At 42.6% G+C, this 21,071-nt stretch carries 19 protein-coding genes and 1 pseudogene; 11 read left to right on the top strand and 9 right to left on the bottom strand.

What is annotated here, in order from left to right:
• Positions 1–59 precede the first annotated feature (59 nt).
• From OJ16_RS11125 to OJ16_RS20265, 9 genes and pseudogenes are all read left to right on the top strand, one after another.
• Complete coding sequence (locus OJ16_RS11125; protein ID WP_052811644.1) at positions 60–446, top strand: serine O-acetyltransferase; 387 nt, start codon at positions 60–62, stop codon at positions 444–446.
• Between the two features lies 1 nt (position 447).
• Entirely contained in the window at positions 448–1,572 is a 1,125-nt protein-coding gene (locus tag OJ16_RS11120; RefSeq protein WP_040990635.1) for a glycosyltransferase, read from the top strand.
• Positions 1,520–2,164: a serine acetyltransferase gene (locus tag OJ16_RS11115; RefSeq protein ID WP_236688398.1), complete on the top strand. Its 645-nt coding sequence runs from the start codon at positions 1,520–1,522 to the stop codon at positions 2,162–2,164. The genes OJ16_RS11120 and OJ16_RS11115 overlap by 53 nt, the downstream gene beginning before the upstream one ends.
• Before the next feature lie 972 nt (positions 2,165–3,136).
• Complete coding sequence (locus OJ16_RS11110; RefSeq protein ID WP_040990633.1) at positions 3,137–4,303, top strand: nucleotide sugar dehydrogenase; 1,167 nt, start codon at positions 3,137–3,139, stop codon at positions 4,301–4,303.
• An 11-nt stretch (positions 4,304–4,314) separates the two neighbouring features.
• Positions 4,315–5,319 carry an NAD-dependent epimerase gene (locus OJ16_RS11105; RefSeq protein WP_040990631.1) on the top strand — a complete coding sequence of 335 codons (1,005 nt, stop codon included), beginning with the start codon at positions 4,315–4,317 and terminating at the stop codon, positions 5,317–5,319.
• A 183-nt stretch (positions 5,320–5,502) separates the two neighbouring features.
• Positions 5,503–6,369 (top strand): UTP--glucose-1-phosphate uridylyltransferase GalU, encoded by an 867-nt coding sequence (gene galU, locus OJ16_RS11100; RefSeq protein ID WP_040990629.1) that lies wholly within the window; start codon positions 5,503–5,505, stop codon positions 6,367–6,369.
• Positions 6,370–6,653: 284 nt separating this feature from the next.
• A complete protein-coding gene (locus tag OJ16_RS11095) occupies positions 6,654–7,676 on the top strand; it encodes a transposase (RefSeq protein WP_052810294.1) in 1,023 nt (340 codons plus the stop codon).
• An 80-nt stretch (positions 7,677–7,756) separates the two neighbouring features.
• Positions 7,757–8,185 carry an HI0074 family nucleotidyltransferase substrate-binding subunit gene (locus OJ16_RS11090; protein ID WP_040990627.1) on the top strand — a complete coding sequence of 143 codons (429 nt, stop codon included), beginning with the start codon at positions 7,757–7,759 and terminating at the stop codon, positions 8,183–8,185.
• A gap of 4 nt (positions 8,186–8,189) precedes the next feature.
• Positions 8,190–8,510: pseudogene (locus OJ16_RS20265) on the top strand (nucleotidyltransferase family protein).
• Between the two features lie 147 nt (positions 8,511–8,657).
• Here the strand turns inward: OJ16_RS20265 and wecA are convergent.
• From wecA to OJ16_RS11045, 8 genes are all read right to left on the bottom strand, one after another.
• On the bottom strand, positions 8,658–9,722 hold the full coding sequence (wecA, locus tag OJ16_RS11080; RefSeq protein WP_040990626.1) for a UDP-N-acetylglucosamine--undecaprenyl-phosphate N-acetylglucosaminephosphotransferase: 1,065 nt from the start codon (positions 9,720–9,722) through the stop codon (positions 8,658–8,660).
• 286 nt (positions 9,723–10,008) lie between these two features.
• Positions 10,009–12,213 (bottom strand): YjbH domain-containing protein, encoded by a 2,205-nt coding sequence (locus tag OJ16_RS11075; RefSeq protein WP_040990624.1) that lies wholly within the window; start codon positions 12,211–12,213, stop codon positions 10,009–10,011.
• Positions 12,210–13,001 carry a capsule biosynthesis GfcC family protein gene (locus OJ16_RS11070; protein WP_052810292.1) on the bottom strand — a complete coding sequence of 264 codons (792 nt, stop codon included), beginning with the start codon at positions 12,999–13,001 and terminating at the stop codon, positions 12,210–12,212. Before OJ16_RS11070 ends, OJ16_RS11075 begins: the two co-directional genes overlap by 4 nt.
• A 3-nt stretch (positions 13,002–13,004) precedes the next feature.
• On the bottom strand, positions 13,005–13,664 hold the full coding sequence (locus tag OJ16_RS11065; RefSeq protein WP_040990622.1) for a YjbF family lipoprotein: 660 nt from the start codon (positions 13,662–13,664) through the stop codon (positions 13,005–13,007).
• Between the two features lie 117 nt (positions 13,665–13,781).
• Positions 13,782–14,027, bottom strand: a complete 246-nt coding sequence (locus tag OJ16_RS11060; protein WP_040990620.1) for a hypothetical protein — start codon at positions 14,025–14,027, stop codon at positions 13,782–13,784.
• Between the two features lie 155 nt (positions 14,028–14,182).
• Positions 14,183–16,354, bottom strand: a complete 2,172-nt coding sequence (locus OJ16_RS11055; RefSeq protein ID WP_040990618.1) for a polysaccharide biosynthesis tyrosine autokinase — start codon at positions 16,352–16,354, stop codon at positions 14,183–14,185.
• Between the two features lie 64 nt (positions 16,355–16,418).
• Positions 16,419–16,859, bottom strand: coding sequence for a low molecular weight protein-tyrosine-phosphatase (locus tag OJ16_RS11050; protein ID WP_040990616.1), 441 nt, complete (start codon positions 16,857–16,859; stop codon positions 16,419–16,421).
• A 62-nt stretch (positions 16,860–16,921) separates the two neighbouring features.
• Complete coding sequence (locus OJ16_RS11045) at positions 16,922–18,055, bottom strand: polysaccharide export protein (RefSeq protein ID WP_040990615.1); 1,134 nt, start codon at positions 18,053–18,055, stop codon at positions 16,922–16,924.
• Positions 18,056–18,608: 553 nt separating this feature from the next.
• On the opposite strand from OJ16_RS11045, the gene hslV reads away from it, so the two are divergent.
• The gene (hslV, locus tag OJ16_RS11040; RefSeq protein ID WP_006714764.1) at positions 18,609–19,154 is read left to right on the top strand and encodes an ATP-dependent protease subunit HslV; all 546 of its coding nucleotides are present in this window, start codon (positions 18,609–18,611) and stop codon (positions 19,152–19,154) included.
• Positions 19,155–19,188: 34 nt separating this feature from the next.
• Positions 19,189–20,526, top strand: coding sequence for an HslU--HslV peptidase ATPase subunit (gene hslU, locus OJ16_RS11035; protein WP_040990612.1), 1,338 nt, complete (start codon positions 19,189–19,191; stop codon positions 20,524–20,526).
• 167 nt (positions 20,527–20,693) lie between these two features.
• Here hslU and frdD read toward each other — a convergent pair whose 3' ends face one another.
• On the bottom strand, positions 20,694–21,071 hold the full coding sequence (gene frdD / locus OJ16_RS11030) for a fumarate reductase subunit FrdD (RefSeq protein WP_040990611.1): 378 nt from the start codon (positions 21,069–21,071) through the stop codon (positions 20,694–20,696).

Raw genomic sequence — 21,071 nt, 5'->3', positions numbered from 1 at the left:
ATTTTAATCCATTTAAAATTGATAATTTTTTTATAATAATTATTTATTAAATTTATTTAATGGCGAAGAAAATAACAAGTAACATCATTAACTATCTTCTTTTTGTGATATTTTATAGAAGCTTTACTAGATATGCTTCTAATGATTTTTCAATTGGCGTTAAGCAACTATGTATACAACAAATTCATCTCCCTCATCCTATTGGAATTGTTATTGGTAAGGGGGTTTTGCTAGGTAAAAATTGTGTTATTTATCAGGGGGTAACTATTGGAAAATCTAATGCACACTCTGATTTTTATCCGGTCATTGGTAGCAATGTTACTATTTATACCGGCGCGGTTATTATAGGTAATATAAACATTGGGGATAATTGTGTAATTGGTGCTGGTAGAGTTGTCTCTAGGTCACTAGAGGCTGGAACAATCTTGAAGTGTTTGAGCGATTGAAATGAATAAAATAAAAATCATGTTTCTTATGCCATTTTTGGGGGGAGGAGGAACTGAACGGGTTATAAGTTTATTGTGTAATAACCTCGATCCTGAAAAATTCGATGTTACTTTAACTCTGGTTAAAAAAGAAGGGCGCTACATCGACAATGTATCAGACCATGTAAAAATTATTACTATTGACAAACCAAGAGTGCGTAACGCAATTTTTGATATAGTAAAACTAGTTAACTCAGAAAGGCCTGATATACTTTTTAGTTCTTTAGGTGAGTTTAACTTAGTGGTAAGCATGATTAAATGCTTCTTCAATAAATATACTGTTGTTATTACTAGAGAATCTAATACCGTTTCAAGTGCCAACAAAGATAAATCATACCCAGCATTATACAACTTTCTATATAAGACTGTTTATAAAAATCTAGACAATATCATATGTCAATGTCATTTTATGGAACGTGACTTAATCGAGAACTACGGGATAGACAAAAATTCGATAAAAGTAATAAATAATCCTGTGGATGTAAAGTATATTTGTGGAATTACGGAAAATTCTGAACGATCCTTAAGTCAAATTCAAGATAAATTGCGGATTGTAGTAGCAGGGAGGCTGGAAAATCAAAAGGGCTTCGATTTACTGTTGAGGGCTCTCTCTCGTGTTAAACGAAAATATGAGCTTATCATATTGGGTGATGGTACTAAGAAAGAAGAGCTAGAAGATCTTGCTAGTAAGCTTAACATCTCGGACAAGGTAAAGTTTAAAGGTACAGTATCTAACCCATTTTTTTACTTCAAAAATAGCGATGTTTATATACTAAGTTCACGCTATGAAGGTTTCCCAAACGTAGTATTGGAAGCATGTATTATTGGACTACCTATTATCGCCTATAATTCTCCAGGTGGTACAGCCGACATAATTAATTCGAACATTATAGGTGATTTGGTTACTTACGGTGAGTGCGAAGAAATTAATATTGAATGCTTAGCTGAGTCAATCGAAAAATTTGATTCTGGTCATTACAAAAGTGATGAGATAATAAATGACATCACTAATAGATTTGGCGTGGATAAGATAATTGAAGAATATTCAAGATATTTCTTTAGTTTGGTTGAAAGTCGAGTTGTATAATTTTAGTGCTAGACGTGATATTTTTTTGGTGGTTATCTTGATAGATTATATAAAAAGTGATTTGTGTCGCTACGTTGGAATAGATAAGGTTAATATTATTAACTTTATTAGGCATTACTTATTCAATCCAGGTTTTAAGTTTTCTTTTTGGTTGAGAGTTTGTCGTTTTAGTAATAGTAAGTTTTTGAAGTTTATTGCTAAGGTGCAGCATTATCGTTTTCGAAGAAAATATATGTTAGATATACCAGTGTGTACAAATATAGGTTATGGTCTTTACATCGGACACGGTTACGCAATTGTCATTAACGGCTCTGCGATACTTGGTAATAATATTAATTTATCTCAGTTTACAACAATAGGGTCTAACCATAACAAGGCAGCCGTTATCGGTGATAATGTCTACATAGGACCGAATGTTTGTATTGTTGAAAACGTTATTATTGGAAAAAACGTCAAGATAGGTGCAGGTGCTGTAGTGACACGCGATATCCCAGATAATGCCACATCTGCGGGAGTACCGGCGAATGTATTAAAGATAGATGTAGGTGAAAATAATTACGTAAATAAAAGATGGGAAACAGTAAGTAATTAGTAACGATAAGTTATTTAAATGTATGATATCGTAATTTAATATATAAATATTTCTCTAGTAACACTAATGCTTTATTAAAATATACAAGTAATTGTTGACATGATTCGCCACTGCCTCTTTACAGAAAAGGTTGCAACATGACCAACATGACCAACATGACTGTGGCCACGGGGCGTGCTAAAAGCTTGCAGGCGGATCAGGGCAACCGTATGAGTTAGAAATTTGTTATCAGCAAAAAATTACCAACAAGTGCAGACCGAAAATCGAAATACTAATGTGTGATTTTTAAACGTCATATCTAGATTTTGTTTTCTTTTATAGCGCAATTTCGGCCAGTGATTACAATATATAAGACTTTGGTTAACATAAAACCAACTCATACGGTCGCCCTGGCAGGCGGATTACTTCAATGAGAATTATGATCAGGTGTATCAAAAAGGAATCAATAAAGAACTACTGCGTAGTACATTTTTATTTGCAATGAGATATGAAAGGTCTGGAGCATGAGGTTTGTCTGGCAAGGAATTGTAGGCATAGCCCATTTGCTGTTGTATTGGGGCGTGACTTGTGAATTGCTCAAACTAAGACTGTGAGAAAATGGGAAGATATTATGAAACCGCTGCAAGTTGCAGTCTTGATAGTTATCCTTCTCGGTCTGTAGCGTTAAAAATCAAGGCGAACGCATGAGTAGATTTTTTGTTAACGAAACAAATTAAAAGTGTAGCTAGAAGCTAATCTACGTTTTTGTATCTACATTTAACCATTAATGGCTGATTGAGAAATAACCTATATTTCGCTAATAAGTATTTTTAGAAGTTAAATAAGTGTAACAATTAACGGAATGATAACTCATGCGTTCGCCCTGCGTTAAGAATATTGTTGTTTAACAATTCTGTATCCGTTGGCGCTGCTTTAGATATAAATCCTTGTTATCAGATTATATAAAATCAACAATTTAAAAGTGAACAGATTATGAAAATTGCAATTGCCGGTACAGGCTATGTAGGCTTATCTAATGCGATGCTATTATCACAGCGTCATGAAGTTGTAGCCGTCGATATTATCGAAGAGAAAGTAAAATTACTGAACGATAAATTATCTCCAATTGTCGACGCTGAAATCGAAGATTTCTTGGCGAATAAGTCATTAAACTTCACCGCAACGCTCGATAAAGAATTGGCTTACTCCAATGCTGAGTATGTCATCATCGCAACGCCTACCGATTATGACGTAGAGACGAACTACTTTAATACCTCTTCCGTTGAAGCGGTAATTAAGGACGTGATGGCGATTAATCCTAATGCAGTGATGGTGATTAAATCGACCGTTCCTGTGGGTTATACCGCGCGCATTAAAGAGGAACTTGAATGTGAAAACCTGATGTTTTCACCTGAGTTCCTACGTGAGGGTAAAGCGTTATACGATAACCTGCACCCGTCTCGTATTGTAGTAGGTGAGCGCTCTGAACGTGCAAAAGTTTTTGCGAACTTGTTGTTAGAAGGTGCGGTTAAGAAAGACGTTGAGATCCTGTATACCGATTCAACCGAAGCCGAAGCCGTAAAGTTGTTCTCTAATACCTATTTGGCGCTGCGTGTTGCTTACTTTAATGAGCTAGACACTTATGCCGAATCTCACGGGTTAGATACACGTCAAATTATCGATGGCGTCAGCTTAGACCCTCGTATTGGTTCGCACTACAACAACCCTTCATTTGGTTACGGTGGTTACTGCTTACCAAAAGATACTAAACAGCTGCGCGCTAACTATTCGGATGTACCAAACAATATTATCGGCGCCATTGTTGACTCTAATACCACGCGTAAAGATTTTATCGCCGATTCAATTATTAAAAGAAGCCCTAGACGCGTCGGTATTTACCGCTTAGTGATGAAGTCAGGTTCTGATAACTTCCGAGCTTCAAGCATTCAAGGCATTATGAAACGCTTGAAGGCAAAAGGCATTGAAGTGGTAGTATTTGAACCAGAGCTGAAAGAAAAAGAGTTCTTCCGCTCACTAGTACTCACGGATTTCGAGCAGTTCAAGTCAAGTTGTGATGTCATTGTCTCAAACCGCATGGCTCAAGAGTTGGCGGATGTGAAAGACAAAGTGTATACGCGCGATCTATTTGGTTCAGATTAAGGAAGAAAATAATGAAATATTTGGTAACGGGTGCGGCGGGTTTTATCGGTAGTGCCGTAGTAGAGCAATTAACAGCGAAAGGCCATCAGGTTGTCGGTATTGATAACCTGAATAACTACTACGATGTCGCATTGAAAGAAGCACGCTTGGATCGAATCCAACACGACGACTTCAAATTGGTTCATTTGGATATTGCCGATCGCGATGGTGTTGCTAACTTGTTTGAAGCTGAGCAATTTGATCAAGTGATCCACTTGGCCGCACAGGCTGGGGTTCGCTATTCTATTGAAAACCCACATGCCTATGCAGATTCGAACTTAGTCGGTCATTTGAATATTCTTGAAGGGTGTCGTCATAATAAAGTGAAGCACTTGGTTTATGCCTCTTCAAGCTCTGTTTATGGGTTGAATGCTAAAACACCATTCGCTACGTCAGATTCGGTCGACCACCCAGTTTCATTGTATGCGGCGACTAAGAAGTCGAATGAGCTGATGGCGCACAGCTACTCTCACCTATATGATATTCCAACCACAGGCCTACGTTTCTTTACCGTTTACGGCTCGTGGGGACGTCCGGATATGGCACCGTTTATTTTCACGAAGAAGATTCTCGATGGCGATACGATTGATATTAACAATAACGGTGATATGTGGCGTGATTTCACACACGTGAACGACATTGTTGAAGGGGTGGTGCGTATCACTGATGTGGTGCCAACGCGTGATAACGATTGGACAGTCGAAGCGGGTTCTCCAGCAACCAGCTCTGCGCCTTATGCGGTGTACAACATTGGTCATGGCTCTCCAATCAACTTGATGGATTTTGTGAAGGCAATTGAAGACGAGTTAGGCGTTGAAGCGAAGAAAAACTTCCGTGAAATGCAACCTGGTGACGTTTACCAAACTTATGCTGAGACACAAGACTTGTTTACTGCTACGGGCTACACGCCAAAAGTAACGGTTAAAGAAGGCGTCGCTGAATTTATTCAGTGGTACCGCGAGTTCTACAACAAGTAGAGTTTCAAGTCTCCACTTGGAAACGACTCGGTTTGTTTCAAGTAATACCCTGTCTACCAATAACACCTTCTGATAGCTAAAGTACCTCATTCCATACTGGTTTGAGGCACTTTTCTTCGTTATATCTGTTTTATCCTCAATATTTATATATACGTCAGTTAATAACACATTAGAATTTAAATAATGATCAAACACTGCTTATTCCCCGCTGCCGGTTATGGTACGCGCTTTTTACCTGCAACTAAATCCATGCCAAAAGAAATGATGCCTATTGTTAACAAACCGCTTATTGAATATAGCATTGACGAGGCGATTCAAGCGGGCATGACCAGCATGGCCGTTGTTACTGGCCGTGGCAAAAGCTCATTAATGGATCACTTTGATAAGAATTATGAGCTTGAGCATCAAATTCAAGGCACCAATAAAGAACCTTTGCTCGATGATATACGCTCCTTGATTGATTCGGCGCAGTTCACTTTTATTCGCCAACGTGAAATGAAAGGGCTAGGGCATGCCATTTTAACGGGAAAAGAGTTAGTGGGTGACAACCCATTTGCTGTCGTTCTGGCTGATGACCTTTGCATTAATGATGACCAAGGCGTGCTAGCACAAATGGCCGCGCTGTACCGTCAGTTCCGCTGCTCTATTGTTGCGGTGGAAGAAGTACCAGAATCGGAAACGCACAAGTACGGTGTGATTGCCGGTGAGCACTTAAGTGATGATCTGATTCGTATTACCGATATGGTCGAGAAGCCTGAGCAAGGTACCGCGCCAAGTAACTTAGCGATTATTGGTCGTTATATTCTAACTCCAGATATCTTCGATATTTTAGAAGAGACACTACCAGGTAAAGGCGGTGAAATCCAAATTACGGATGCGCTTTTAGAGCAAGCCAAAAATGGTTGTGTGATTGCGTACAAGTTTAAAGGTAAGCGTTTTGATTGTGGTAGCGTCGATGGCTATATCGAAGCGACGAACTACTGTTATAAAAATGTCTATCTGAAAGGCAGCAAAGCAGAAATGGGCCCAACGGCTACAGAAAAGGTGTAGTGAATCCAATCTCATCCCCTATTGGGGCGTGATCCTTGTGGTTCTTTTTTTCGCCTTTAATACAGTAACCTACAAACAAACTGTCTCAGGACCAAAATACCGGACACCCATGTATTTGACAGGTTTCAAATCGCCGACTAGCCTTAGTCTATCTGTTTGGATTATGTTCACTGGTGGTGTAGTGGTCAACTAACAAAAATACAGGACACCCATCAATTTGACAGATTTCAAGTCGCCGACTAGCCTTACTTTATCTGTTTAGATTATGTTCACTGGTGGTCAGGATGACTCAAGCACGTTCAACTCAAGTTTCCCTTCAAGATACGGCGTACTATCACTGCATTTCACGGTGTGTACGTCGCGCGTTTTTGTGTGGTGAAGACCATTATTCAGGGCAAAACTTTGAGCATCGCCGAGTTTGGTTGGTCGAGCGTATGAGGTTGCTTAGTCAAGTGTTTGCGATTGATGTGTGTGCCTATGCCATTATGTCGAACCACTACCATTTGGTGTTGCATGTTAATACGGCATCGGCGGAATTTTGGAGTGATGAAGAGATCGCTCAGCGTTGGACTGCCTTATACAAAGCGCCTTTACTTGTGAGTCGTTGGCTGGGTGGTGAGTTAAAATCTACAGCTGAAATCAATAAAACGCTTGAGCTTATTGATGAATGGCGTGAGCGTTTGCAAGACATCTCTTGGTTTATGCGTAACCTGAATGAGTATGTCGCCCGTGAAGCGAATAAAGAAGAGGGTTGCAAAGGCCGGTTTTGGGAAGGGCGTTTTAAATCTCAAGCCTTGTTGGATGAAAAAGCACTGCTAAGTTGTATGGCTTATGTCGATTTGAATCCTGTTCGGGCTGATATGGCATCATCGCTTGAAGAGTCTGAGTTTTCCTCCATCTATGAACGCATTCATTCAGTGGCTTGCAAAGGCGATGATGGTAAAGGAGAGATCGCCTCTTTACCCGCTAAAGGCTTGGTTGGCTTTTTAGGTAATGAGCGAAAAATGCAGCCCTCAGTGCTCACCAAGTTAGGTGGTATTGAGTTCTCTTTATTGGATTATTTAGCCCTAGTGGAAGCGTTAGGCCAAGTGGTTCGGCCAAATAAGCGTGGTTATATTCCACCGAGTCATAATACGATTCTTGAGCGGCTTAATATGAGCGCGGAGGAATGGCTGAAACTTTCTGAAAGCTTTGGTGGTAAATTTCGTTGTGCAGTGGGCTCAACCAGAGAGCTTGAAAGTTACGCACTTCATACCAACAGAACCTGGGTGTCGGGGAAATGTGCTATGCAGGCTTGCTACCTTTAGTTTATTTACATTTATTGAGGGATTAGGTAGCTTAAGATTTACGTTAAACTTGTCTCTTCCCTTACCCCTAGGCGGTTAATATGAATTCAAATCCAGACCGTTGGAAGCAACGACTGCAACATTTAATCAAAGCGCAGCAGAGGCTTGAGAGAGCGTGCTCGCAAGAGAGCTATAATGAGCTAGAACTAGCAGGATTGGTTCAAACCTTTGAGTTTTCTTTTGATCTCACATGGAAGACTCTAAAAGACTTACTTGAGTTCGAAGGGTTTGATGTCGCTTCGCCAAGAAGTGTGTTTCGTACCACGTTAGAAGCAAAACACTTATCTTCGGAACAATGTGAAATCATGCTTGAAGCTCTAATAAAGCGAAATTTATTGTTTCATACTTATGATGAGGCAAATGTTCTTGAAGCTCAGGCCCTAATCTTAGAGTCCTTCTCACCCGTGATAGGGCAAGTCACGCGCTATTTAGAGGAGAAATGCGCGCAAGGGGAAAGGCGTGAGCAATAGCAACATGCTCAAGGCTGGCTCTATTGGCCTTAAGCCACATCAATATCAGTTGATTGAGGATATTGTGTTAAATAACGACGTCGTCACCCATGCCTGGGTATTTGGCTCTAGAGCACTCGGAACTTATAAAGATTACTCCGATATTGATATTGTTATCGAGGGAAATGGAATTCCCTTAAGTGTTGTTGCCGTCTTGTAAGATCGTTTAGAGCAGTCGTCATTGCCGTTTAAGGTTGATTTGATCATTAAGCATAAAATTATATCGAGTGAGTTGCTTACCCACATTGAAACGCATGGGACTAAACTAACCCATGTTAGATGTTAGATGTTAGATGTTAGATGTTAGATGTTAGATGTTAGATTTGATTATTGATAATAAAATGGCTAAGTTCATCGTCTGAATTTAGCCATTTTGCTTTCTGGGGTTGGAAATTGTGTAGAGCGCACGGTAATAAGGTTGGCAGATGAATGCTTAGTAAGCCTTCTCTGGTAAGCCTCTAGAGCGGCGAATCCAACTGGTAATGCGCCAAACGTAGTTCATTGCCATGGCATAACAAATAAAGCAAATCATGAATAAAATGAACATCGTTGATTCACGGATAACAGATAACTCACCATAAATACCAAAGCCCGCGAGCAGACTTGCAAAACTGCAGATAACAAACAGTGTTTGGCGAGAGCTTAAACCGAGTCGTTGGAAAATATGATGCAAATGCTCGCGGTCAGGTTTAAAGGGCGAATGCCCGCGCTTAACACGTCGGATCATAATGGCCGCCATATCCATGAGCGGTATCGCGATTAACCAAAGTGCAGTGACAGGTCTAATTGAGTTTGTTGAGTGCTCTTGGCTTGCACCTAGAAGTAACCAGATAACGGTAAAGCCAATCACCATACTGCCGGCATCCCCCATAAACACTTTTCGTTTGCGGCCAAAGATACCCAAGTTCATACAAATGTAAGGGACGATCGCCGCAATGAAAATCACGCAAAGGTAGGCAAGGCCATGCTTACTTTCAATGTTGAGTAAAATCGCAATGCTGGCAAATGTCACTATTGCCAACCCGCCTAATAGCCCATCAATACCATCTACCATGTTAAAAGCATTGATTGCCCCTATAACCGCAAAAGTCGTGACGATAGGGGATAGCAAACCAAAATGAAGCTCACCAGTACCAAATACGTTACCAATGTTTTCTAGCTGGAGATTAGCAAAGACCATCATGCAGATGGAAAGCAATGCCTGAACGGTCAGTCTTATTTTAAAACTAATATCAAACTTATCATCAAGCACGCCCACAAAAATTAATACAGTGAGGCAGAATAAGAACAATTCGCTGTTGGGAATGATATCGGGTTTTGCTGTGAGGTATTGAGCGATGGATAGAAATATCGAAATCCCGCCAACGAGTGGGATCGCACCATCATGAAGTTTTCTTTCATTGGGCTTATCAACCAAGCCGATTGTTTTTGCCACTTTTCGCATCAAGAACAACGATGAGAATGAAAAAAAGCCAACAAAAGATAGTTCAATTAACATGTTAGGAGCTCTAGCCAAAGTGGATGGGAGATGGTTTTTCGAGTAATTATACGCTGTGTGAATGCTGGTGTATATGCAACTTAACAATTAAACCATCCATAGGTTAATTATAATAGTTATTTTATTTTTTATAATAGGTGTAATCATCTGTAATAAAATCACACAGTGAAAAACGGAAGATGATTTTGTATTGAATGTATTTAAAGGAGGGGAGGCGCTTCAGATAAAATAGAAGCAGGGCTGAGGTGTCTCAGCCCTGCTAAGGTCAATGGTGTTTAATGCTGAGTTATTGAACGCTATTGGGCCTTTGACTCCACTGCGAGCGAGCATCGGTTTGGTCAAATAGATAGTATTTTCTACTAAGCATTTGTCCGCCATCACGGGTGATTGGCTGCCAAGAGATTTTAGCTCTATTTGTACTTGGCTTCACGGTCATTAAATCGAATGGAATCGAGACGTAAAAGCCTTTGTTGTAACTGCCTTCGCCGTATTCTTCAGCGGTGAGATCTGTCAATGTTGCGTAAGCGCCTACGATGACGCCAGATTTAAACTGCTTAGAAAAATCCACTCGCGCACCAACGTCGCCACCTAAGAACTTACCCGCACTCACTTTAAATAAGGTGCTCTCAAACAATGCCCATTTTGGCATGTAATAACCGGTTAAGTGGCCAGTGGTGCCTTGGCTTAATACGTAAGCTTGGCACTGTGGCGTTGGGTTATTACAAGTCGCTTCATCGTAGAAGAAGTAATCTTCGCTATAGACGCCAAACCATGAATTCGGGTCACGCTGACTAATCAGGTTTGCATCCAAACCGACAGCCCAGTTTTTGCCATATGGTCGGTAAAGAATTTCACCGCCCACACCTGCAAACATAGACTCTAAGTAACCCCCATACATTTGGGTGTAAATGGCCTCAGCTGGTTGCTCAAACCAGGTTAACTGCAAACGGTTCAAGCGCAGGGGTTCATCCACGTAAGCACGGAACATGGTGCGTACACGTGGCGTGGCATAGTTGCGTACGTGAGGCGAGTTCTCGACATAGTTAAACTTATCGTAGTTATCCACTAGGTTAAGATAGATAGACCCGGCGACTTCAACATTGTCGCTTAGCCAGTAGTTCGATTTGGCATTCACGCCAAGACTGTATAAGTAAAATGCCTCAGGTGCACCGATAGTCTGTTTTAGTACTGGTTCAATGCCATAGCCCCAGCGTTCTTTCGTGGTTGCAATAGATTGATTTCGTTGAGTCGTCGTAGGTTCTCCACTCGAGAAACTGTTCTCTACCTTGGCACCAATCTGCATATTGTTCGCTGCTGCGATGTATTCTTTACGGTCAATGCGCGTTTCAGTTAGTTGCATACCATCTTTTTGCTCTACCACAACAAAAGAGTCGATTGAGTCATCACTGTTATTGGTGAGGATGGCCGCCGCTCGATCTAATGCTTCATTTCGATCGCGATATTTACTTTGCTCACCGGTGACAACGATCGAGTTGTCTTGTTTTGCGATAGTGTTTTTTTCGTAGCCAGCATTACTTTCTAGCTGGTTAGCGACTGTCTGCCAGTTTGTATTGCCGTTTGTGGTATTGCTTGACGGGCGCAGTAGCGATTGCTGCTTAGGCTCGTCTCGCCATACGGCTTGCATCTCATTAAAGTTGGTATAAAGGTTAAAACCGAGCGTCAGCGTGTCACCACGTTGGTAGCTCAGTTTGGCATCGCCCCAATCCCCAAGTCGGTAATTGATACCGATGTTCCAAGGTGTGTGTTGCGGCAATTCTTTCCCTCGTTTTACGGGAAAGTCTTCGCTGTAATCGTTACCTTCGTATTCCAGTTTCAAGCGTAGTGGAGCGTAGGGTGTTTGGTATTCAATGCCACCAAACAGTGAGGCTGGGCCTTTAAACCAACGATCGTAATCCACGCTACCACCGGTGCCTTTATAATCATCAGGGCGAGTACAAAATCGATCACTGGCTTTGCAAAATGGATTGGTGATTGATCCGCTTTGGCCTAAATAGCCCCAGCCTAACCCTAAGGTAAAATCGAGGTTTCCAAAGCGTTTTGTCGCCGCGATGTACTCGGCATCAAATAAACCCGTACCACCAAAGTCGCGCACGCCAATGGAGGTTTCCGGTAGCCATTGGCTCTCTTCGAGCAAGCGAATTTTAAAGTCGATGCCTTTATCGGTGTATAAGTTGTCACCGCTGTATTCACTGTCATTACTGAAATAGAGATCCGGCACACGCGTGTAGCGAATGGTGGTTTCTAACCAGCTCATTAATTGGAGTGAGACATTATAATGATGGTAGTCATCATTGAGGCTGATACCGACATTGAACTCACCTTCATCGGCCATTCGTCCCGTCGGGGTTTGCATCAAGCCTGTGCCACCAAAATCAGTCTGTGACACTTGCCATGTGGCGTCTGCATTTGCATTAGTGGCAGAGAGCAAGCTAAATGAGGACAACAGTAAGGTTAACTTGCGGATCTTCATTTTATGTTTGTTCTCATAGTTATTAGTTTCACGATTTGCTCTTCAAGCTTAAGGGTGTGGTCGGAGTCAGAATCAAAACCTAAAAAGATGACACTATTGGGCGTGAGTTGAATGATCTCTTCATTCCACTGGGCGTAGCCCACTCTGATGGTATGACCATCAGGATAAATGACCCAAGCATAACTAGGGTGGGCACTAGAGAAGATATCGACTTGGTTAATGTAGTCACGCAGCGTTAAGTTTGATGAAAAATTTAATGGCTGCGGTTGAAAGACGAGCCCTTCAATATTAACGAGTGACGAACGATTTTCTGCCACCAGTGCAAAATGGCCACTCAACATCGGATTTGCCGTTGGCTGGGTGCGAATGACATCAAAATCGAGATTGAGATTTTCTCTGTAAGCCACATTCCAACTTTCTATTTGGCGCGCAAGAAGTTCACTGGACGTTTTAAATTTTGAGCGCTCCAACGCTAACGCGTTGAGTTGTTCGAGTACCTGCTGCTTTAGCTGGTTAATTTGCTCTGCTTTATCAAGATTAAATAGCTTGTTGGCCACGAAGTACTGCGCTGGTGAAACACCTCCGCTTTGTGCTATGGCATCGGTAAATACCCTATCTAAACGTACAGGGTGCTCATAGCTGAGAGTAGTTTGTACTGCAGGTAGTGTTACGCTTAATGTGTCCGCTTGAGAGGGTGGGGACATAAATAGGCCAAGTAAGACCAATGAAAGCGCGCTGTTGCAGAGGCGATCTTTTTTATCGTAATTCATTCGGCGAAAATTCATCATTGTTTAGCCTGCATACGGCTTTAATACTTCAATTTCAATAAACAGTTCATTCGGTACCAGCGATTGTTCGCTTTTCACCACTTGGCCTTGTTTATCTATCCAATAGTCGTTTTGCATTTGTTGCTGAGTGTCGGCAAAGGTGATGATTTCACGCACTTGAATGGTGGGTTTAATCCACAACAATGACGAAAGAGTCTTTAAGCCCACAGGAAAGCTCTCCACCTGCGCCAGCTTGCTATAGTGATAGCCTGGTTGCCAATCATATACACTTTGCCAGGACGTCACTTGTCGATTAGGTAAAGCAAGTTGAGTATTTGATGAAAGGCCAACTAAATTTGCGCCAGGTAATGCCGTCGTTTTTATCACACGGCCATTTTCTGTGGTGATCATTGCGCCATCGGATGACATCCATTTTAACTGTTCATTGCCTGTTATTGGATTGATGTCGACCAGTGCCAATACCATGAATATTTGGGGACCATGGTTGATACGTGCATAAATACTGGCGTAATCCAGTTCTGCAACTTGGGCTTGGGTCATATTAATGTCATCAAAGCCTAAAAAGGCTTCTTGCATCGTGGCATTAACATCTTGGAATTTTTGTGAGCAGCCAGAAAGGGTTACGAGTACAAGGATCAGTAGGGCTCTGAAAAAGTGAATCATTAGTTCATCCTAAAAATGAAATAAGGAGAATCGGCTTATTTTGAATTTTATTAATTACGAACGACTAAAAAAACACCCTCAGCGAGGCTAAGGGTGTTTATATTTTGGGCTGAGCAATTATTGGCCAGTGCCGTCAGTGCCGTCAGAACCGTCGTTGTCATCAGAGGCAGCAACCGCCACTGCTGCCACGGTCACCGCAACGCCAACCGCAATTGCCGTTGATGTTGCAACGCCGGTGGCTGCTGCTGCTGCTGTCGTGCCGCCAGCGGTGCCGCCAGTTGCTGTTGCGCCAGCTTCAGTTGCAGCAAACGCATTTGTTGATGCGCCAAGGGCAACTAACATTGCTAAAGCAATATTTTTCATTATTTTATCCTTGTAAATTTACAGATTGAAACATTGGTGTTGGAGTTTTAAGCACTCCATGGCTTATTCTATGTGACATTTCTTATGCGGTAAATTGCACAAGGGTTTGTTTTTATAAATGCCATAAAATGTAATTCAATATAATTAACAGGTAATTATTTGTCACTCTTATACGCATAGTTATAGTAACCATAGCCGTAGGAGCTAGAAGCCTTTTTCTCTACCGCGTTAAGGATGACGCCTTTCACTTCAATACCGGCTTTCTCAAAACGGTCGCGGGCAACGTCAATTTCTTTCACGGTATTCAGTCCAAAGCGGGCCACCATTAAGGTTGTCCCCGCTAAAGCACCCACAATACTTGGGTCGGTAACAGCCAAAACAGGTGGCGTGTCAATGATAACTAAATCATATTCACGGCTAGCCCAATCAAGTAGTTCTTTAAAGCGAGCGTGCATTAATAGTTCGGATGGGTTTGGCGGTATTTGCCCACGGGTAATAATGTCTAAGTTTTCAATGCTCGTTGTTTTAATGGATTGAAGCTTATCTAATTTTCCACTTAATAGATCGGAAAGCCCATTATCCCATTGCATGCCAAAGCTTCTTTGTAGGTAGCCTTTACGCATATCCGCATCGATCAACAGGACACGCTGGCCTGTTTTAGCCGCAACGGCAGCAAAGTTGGTTGAAACAAAAGATTTACCTATACCAGGCGCAGGGCCAGAAATCATTAGTACATTGTTTTGTGCTTCCATCATGGCAAAGTGTAGGCTAGTTCGTAGACCACGAAGAGCCTCTATCGATAGGTCGGCAGGGTTGGCTTCTGCCAAAAGCTGCATTTGCTTCGATGTCGTCGCTTCTTTTTTTCTATTGGTTTTGCTAAAGCGGTTTTCTTGCATTTCAGAGCGAGGAATGCTGGCATACACGGAAAGACCAATCTGCTCAATCTCGTCTGGGTTTTCTACTCCACGATGAAACGCCGCTTTGATCAACACAAACGCCACACTGAGCATTCCGCCAAGTAGAGTCGCTAATACTGCAATTAGTGGTTTCTTTGGTTTTACCGGTGCTGCATACGTTTGCGCTGAGTCAAGAATACGCACATTACCGACGGTACTGGCCTTGATAATACTCAACTCTTGTACTTTATTTAGAAGTTGAATGTAAATCTGTTGATTAACTTCCACATCACGCGTCATGCGTAAAATTTCACGTTGTGTCTTTGGTAGCTTTTGTACTTGTTGGTTTAAGCGGTCTTTTTCGGCCAACAAGGTATTACGCTTGTCTAAGAGCGAAATGTAAGCGGGGTGATCCTTCGTAAAGCGTTGACTGATATCACTCTCTTTAAACGTTAGTTCATTTAACTGCGCTTCCAGCTCTACCATCACCTTTAAGGTGGATTGTGCTTCTAGGCCTAAATCAATCGATTCGTTTTTTTGACGAAAGTTATTCAAGGTATCTTCAGAGGCGGTCAAACTGGTTTTTATGTCCGGCAAATGTTGCTTTAGAAATGCTAGGCTTTTTTGTGCTTCTGCAGAATTGCGTTCCACGTTTTGTAAAAAGTAGGTTTGGCTGATGTGATCGACGATTTGCTTGATTAACGTGCGATCTTCACCTTCAAAACTTAAGCTTAGAATACCGGTTTGTTTACCACGCTCACTAATTGCTAGGTTTTGTTTCAGCCATTCAATCGCTTGCAGAGGGCTGCGTTGTGCAATGTCGAACTCAAATTCATTGTGAGATTGTAAGTCAGTAACAAATAGCGCATAGCCATCTTGCTGAGCAAGTTCACCAGCCTTACCTTCTAAAACAATTCGTTCATCTTCACGGACTAGCTGATACGTCTTTTGATCCGCATTGGTCACCACCAACTTATGCGCCATCATCTCTGCGAATGTTGGAGTGGTGAAACGACTGATACTAATGCGGTTCACATCACCGGAGAGGCGTGCGATACCTTTACCGAATAGAGGGAAGTAGTTAGGGGTCGCAACGGTGGTTAAGTTGAATTCCTCAACGGTATCGCCCAAGATCATGCGTGATTTAATGATCTCAATTTCAGTGGTCGCAGAAGATTCTTGGGAAAACATATCCCCCATGTCACCTACCATTGCAGAAATGCCACCAGAGCTTTTTTCTTCAATTTGCAGAAGGGCGTCAGCTTTATAGATCGGGGTCGATAGCAATGCAACGGTTACACCGATAACCGCAAACAAGGCCGTTACGGCAACAATTAGCCATTTTGCATCCAATAGAATGCCGAATAATTTGCCAAGGTCGATTTCATCAGAGTGATGCTCTGATGTATGTTGTGATTGTTGTGTTGTCATAATGAAAAATGAAGTCTTCTTAATTTGGCCATCCCAAAATTTTGGGGGAGTCACTGGTGAGCCGTTACAGTTTTTTAGCCCAAGCTTGCGCAGACTCTTCAATGAGTTGGTAAGCATAATCAAAGGCTTCCCGACTTTGCCTGTGGGGGTCGGGTATCTCTTTTTGTCCAATCCATTGACCAAAGAGCATCGTTTTACCTCGCGCTTCAGGCGCAATTGAGGTTAAAGCCTCAATATGGCCTTTTTCCATCACTAAAATCAGATCATATTGCGCACATAGTGCCGGCGTGAGCTGTTGTGCTAGGTGAGACGAAATATCAATACCGTGCTCTTGAGCTAATAGTGTGGCTGTTTTATCCGCCGGCCTGCCAGTTAAATGACTTTTTTCTGTGGCAATACCGGCAGACGCGATGTGTTTGTTGGGCAGTAGCTTTTTGAGAACGCCCTCACCGGTTGGAGAGCGACAAATATTACCTACGCAAACAACAAGAATTTTATTAAACATAGTTGTAGTGTCGCCTAACAAGGACCTTGTTAGGCGCTCCTTTTAAATGAATGAGTTACGTTCTATGGCCAGTTGCGTACGCGTAGTACACCCTCGGTTAGTTCATTAAAGCCCGTAATCGTTGGCAGTAGTTGTGCTATTACACGGTTCCAGCGCACGATAGGTGCTGCCGTAACATAAACAATATCGTAGGGCTGCAAGTCAAATTCAGTACCGATAACCAAGGCGGATGCATCATTAATATCCAGTTGGAAGATATCGGCTAGGTGTTCGGATTCTTTATCTGCAGTGCGAATAACAAAAACACCGGTAGCATCTGCGGAAAGTTGATTAATGCCACCCACATTACTTAGCGCTTCAGTGAGGCTCATGCCTGCACGATCTATTTTGAGCAGCTTGGGGTCATTCACTTCACCCATTACAAATACTTTTTGGTTGTCATTGCGTGGCACATGCACAATGTCGCCTGCTTGCAATAGGCGGTTCTGCATCAGATCACCACGTTGCATCAGTGCATAAAGCGAAATAGCCTCTTCTTTACCATTGCGCGTTAAGGTGACATTGCGCCAATCAGCGTCTTCTGCTAACCCACCCGCACGATTGATGGCATCAAGTACGGTTAGGGGGATGTTACTAATCGCTTGTTGTCCAGGTTTTTTTACTTCACCAGTGATGTAGGTTTTTTGTGAACGAAATGCGGCAACATTGACGTCGATTTGAGGGCTTTCAAGATAGCGTGCCAACTGCTGTGCGATATCACTTCTTATCTCACGCACTGTTTTTCCTGCAACGGCTACCGTACCGATGTAAGGATAAAAAATAGTGCCATCAGCGTGTACCCAGTTACCGGCTTCAGATGCACTGCGGTACGATCCTGCCGGAATGGTCAGTTCTGGGTGGTCCCACACGGTGACGTTCAATATATCTCCGGGGCCAATGTGGTATTCGTAATTGGCAACTTGTGAATCAAGTTTTGGATTCGGCTGGGAAGCAAAATGTTGTTGATGAGCAAAAGAACCAACAGTATGTGCCGTTAGCGGATAAAGGTTAATGTGCTCTGCTAACGTTGATTCCTGATTGTCATCAAACTCAACGATGTTTTTGTTGTCGATTGATAAGTGAGAACCTGGCGTAGTACACCCTGCTAATAAAGCGGGAAGGACCAGTGTAAGCAAAAGGTTTTTGTTGAATATCATGTTTACAGAGTCATTTAGTCAGTTTGGCTTACAACGTTCAGTCGTCATTATCAGAGTTTAAGTAAAAAGCGCGTGCCAAATTGTAAGTAATAAAAGTGCACGTATATTCAGATGACGAATATACGCAGTAAAAATTGCGTTTAGGGCTAACTGGTTAATTATCCATTCATTATCATATTGTCGCAACTGGAACTGTGTAAATCACGACCAATAATTGGACGATTCAGTAAAATAAAACGTGTACAGAAAATTCCAGCCGTAAGCTACATATTCTTACATTGCTTATGCGTTATGCAATTTACAAATTGCTTATAAAATGCACCGCGATTCTGCTTAGAAGCAGGAGTGTACTTGAGCATAGTTTTTATACAAGAGCGCAGTAAGATTATTGGGCTGAATGCATCATATGTTTGATGCTTAAGTGTAGAGACATGATTATGATAAATAAAATCACAGATTGAGAATGTGCATACAAGCATGTTCCCTTGAATTTTCTTAAACTGATCCGCATATACTCTTTTAGAAGTACATAACTATATAAGAGGCCCTACACGTGACTACCATCGTTTCAGTACGTCGAAATAACAAAGTTGTCATCGCGGGTGACGGACAAGTATCGCTAGGCAATACCGTAATGAAAGGTAATGCGCGTAAAGTTCGCCGCCTATATAACGGTAAAGTGTTGGCGGGTTTCGCTGGTGGCACGGCGGATGCGTTCACCTTGTTTGAACGCTTTGAAAGCAAGCTGCAAATGCACCAAGGCCACCTGACGAAAGCAGCGGTTGAATTGGCGAAAGATTGGCGCAGCGATCGCGCGCTACGTAAGCTAGAAGCGCTGCTGGTGGTGGCGGATGAAACCGCGTCATTGATCATTACTGGTAACGGCGATGTCGTTCAGCCTGAGCACGATCTGATTGCGATCGGCTCTGGCGGCAACTATGCACAAGCGGCGGCGATTGCCCTATTAGAAAATACCGATTTAAGTGCGCGTGAAATTGCTGAAAAAGCATTAACCATCGCGGGCGACATCTGTGTCTTCACCAACCATCATCACACTATCGACGAACTAGAAATCCCAGCCCAACCGAGCGCTGAATAAAAGATAGTGGAATAAGAACTTAAGGAACCTGATTATGTCTGAGATGACCCCTCGTGAAATCGTTCATGAACTGAATCGCCATATCATTGGCCAAGATAATGCTAAACGCTCAGTGGCGATTGCGCTGCGTAACCGCTGGCGTCGTATGCAGCTTGAAGAGAGCTTGCGCGTAGAAGTTTCACCAAAGAATATTTTGATGATTGGCCCAACGGGTGTGGGTAAAACTGAAATCGCCCGTCGTTTGGCAAAACTGGCCAATGCGCCATTTATCAAAGTAGAAGCGACTAAGTTCACCGAAGTGGGTTATGTTGGTAAAGAAGTGGAAACCATCATTCGCGATCTGACCGATGCAGCGATTAAGATGACCCATCAGCAAGAGATGGAAAAAGTGAAGTTCCGCGCGGAAGAGCAAGCGGAAGAACGCATTCTTGATGCTTTATTGCCGCCAGCACGTGATGCTTGGGGTCAAAATGAGCAACAAGAAGACAACAGCCAATCTAACACGCGTCAAATTTTCCGTAAAAAGCTACGTGAAGGTCAGTTAGACGATAAAGACATTGAGATTGATGTTGCTGCGCCACAGATGGGCGTAGAGATCATGGCGCCTCCTGGTATGGAAGAAATGACCAACCAGCTGCAAAGCATGTTCTCGAATCTTGCTGGCGACACCAAGAAAAAGCGCAAGATGAAAATCAAAGACGCGATGAAAGCGCTGGTTGAAGAAGAAGCGGCGAAACTGGTGAACGCAGAAGATCTGAAAGAGCAGGCGATCTTTAACGTTGAAAACAACGGTATTGTCTTCATCGATGAGATCGACAAGATCTGTAAGCGTGGTGAAAGCTCAGGCCCTGACGTATCCCGTGAAGGTGTTCAGCGTGACTTACTGCCATTGATTGAAGGCAGCACGGTTTCAACTAAGCACGGTATGGTGAAAACCGACCACATTCTGTTTATTGCATCTGGTGCATTCCAAGTGGCGAAGCCATCGGATTTGATCCCAGAGCTGCAAGGTCGTTTACCGATTCGAGTTGAGCTTGAAGCCCTATCAAGCAATGACTTCAAACGTATCCTAACCGAGCCTAAAGCGTCGCTGACTGAGCAGTATATTGCGTTGCTAAAAACCGAAGATGTGAACATCGACTTCACTGAAGATGGCATTACTCAAATCGCTGAAGCCGCTTGGACGGTGAATGAAACCACCGAGAACATTGGTGCGCGTCGTTTGCACACGGTGATGGAGCGCTTAATGGATGAAATTTCATTTGAAGCGACCGAAAAGCCGGGTAGCAGCATGACGATTGATGCGGATTACGTGCAAAAACGTCTTGGTGAGTTTGTTGAAGATGAAGACCTAAGTCGTTTTATTCTTTAATCAACATCAGTAAGAACAACATTGAAAAGTCGACTTCGGTCGGCTTTTTTATTCTCTGGCGTTTGAGAATGACAAATCTATGGGCAATAAAAAAGAGGCAGATGCTGGGCATCTACCTCTTGGCTTATGTTTCTAATCGGTGCTGTTAACACAGCTTGGAGAAGAGATTAGATCATAAAAACGAAAATTACCGCCAGTGCAGAGATTAAACCTGCAAATGCGTAACATGCGATCTTACCTGCCACACCGGTGTGGAATTTAAGGTCGTGCATGCCGTGGTGCACACGGTGCATCGCATGCCACATTGGTAGCGCAAGGCTGCCGATGATAAATAGCGCGCCGATGATGCTGGTCGCGAACTCAGACACACGATCGTAGCTCAATGCTTCCACATCAATAATACCTAGTGGTGCAAGGATGCCCAGTACCAATACCGTGATAGGCGTGATCATGGCAAACCATGTACCGCCCGTGCCAAATAGGCTCCACCAGATAGGCTCATCTGAGCGACGTGGTGAATGATCAACTTTGAAATTTGGGGTCAT

It is taken from the genome of Vibrio renipiscarius (genome assembly GCF_000827885.1).
GTDB classification, from domain to species: Bacteria; Pseudomonadota; Gammaproteobacteria; order Enterobacterales; family Vibrionaceae; genus Vibrio; species Vibrio renipiscarius.
The sequence above is the reverse complement of the archived record's forward strand: the minus strand, read 5'-3'. Positions and strand labels throughout refer to the sequence as shown.

Excerpts from the sequence above, each read along its gene's own strand:
- OJ16_RS11045 (WP_040990615.1), bottom strand. The coding sequence starts at position 18,055 with ATGATATTCAACAAAAACCTTTTGCTTACACTGGTCCTTCCCGCTTTA.
- OJ16_RS11105 (WP_040990631.1), top strand. The coding sequence starts at position 4,315 with ATGAAATATTTGGTAACGGGTGCGGCGGGTTTTATCGGTAGTGCCGTA.
- OJ16_RS11110 (WP_040990633.1), top strand. The coding sequence starts at position 3,137 with ATGAAAATTGCAATTGCCGGTACAGGCTATGTAGGCTTATCTAATGCG.
- OJ16_RS11090 (WP_040990627.1), top strand. The coding sequence starts at position 7,757 with ATGAATTCAAATCCAGACCGTTGGAAGCAACGACTGCAACATTTAATC.
- OJ16_RS11095 (WP_052810294.1), top strand. The coding sequence starts at position 6,654 with ATGACTCAAGCACGTTCAACTCAAGTTTCCCTTCAAGATACGGCGTAC.
- OJ16_RS11065 (WP_040990622.1), bottom strand. The coding sequence starts at position 13,664 with ATGATTCACTTTTTCAGAGCCCTACTGATCCTTGTACTCGTAACCCTT.
- OJ16_RS11070 (WP_052810292.1), bottom strand. The coding sequence starts at position 13,001 with ATGATGAATTTTCGCCGAATGAATTACGATAAAAAAGATCGCCTCTGC.
- OJ16_RS11060 (WP_040990620.1), bottom strand. The coding sequence starts at position 14,027 with ATGAAAAATATTGCTTTAGCAATGTTAGTTGCCCTTGGCGCATCAACA.
- galU (WP_040990629.1), top strand. The coding sequence starts at position 5,503 with ATGATCAAACACTGCTTATTCCCCGCTGCCGGTTATGGTACGCGCTTT.
- OJ16_RS11050 (WP_040990616.1), bottom strand. The coding sequence starts at position 16,859 with ATGTTTAATAAAATTCTTGTTGTTTGCGTAGGTAATATTTGTCGCTCT.
- wecA (WP_040990626.1), bottom strand. The coding sequence starts at position 9,722 with ATGTTAATTGAACTATCTTTTGTTGGCTTTTTTTCATTCTCATCGTTG.
- frdD (WP_040990611.1), bottom strand. The coding sequence starts at position 21,071 with ATGACCCCAAATTTCAAAGTTGATCATTCACCACGTCGCTCAGATGAG.
- OJ16_RS11055 (WP_040990618.1), bottom strand. The coding sequence starts at position 16,354 with ATGACAACACAACAATCACAACATACATCAGAGCATCACTCTGATGAA.
- OJ16_RS11125 (WP_052811644.1), top strand. The coding sequence starts at position 60 with ATGGCGAAGAAAATAACAAGTAACATCATTAACTATCTTCTTTTTGTG.
- OJ16_RS11075 (WP_040990624.1), bottom strand. The coding sequence starts at position 12,213 with ATGAAGATCCGCAAGTTAACCTTACTGTTGTCCTCATTTAGCTTGCTC.
- OJ16_RS11120 (WP_040990635.1), top strand. The coding sequence starts at position 448 with ATGAATAAAATAAAAATCATGTTTCTTATGCCATTTTTGGGGGGAGGA.
- hslU (WP_040990612.1), top strand. The coding sequence starts at position 19,189 with ATGTCTGAGATGACCCCTCGTGAAATCGTTCATGAACTGAATCGCCAT.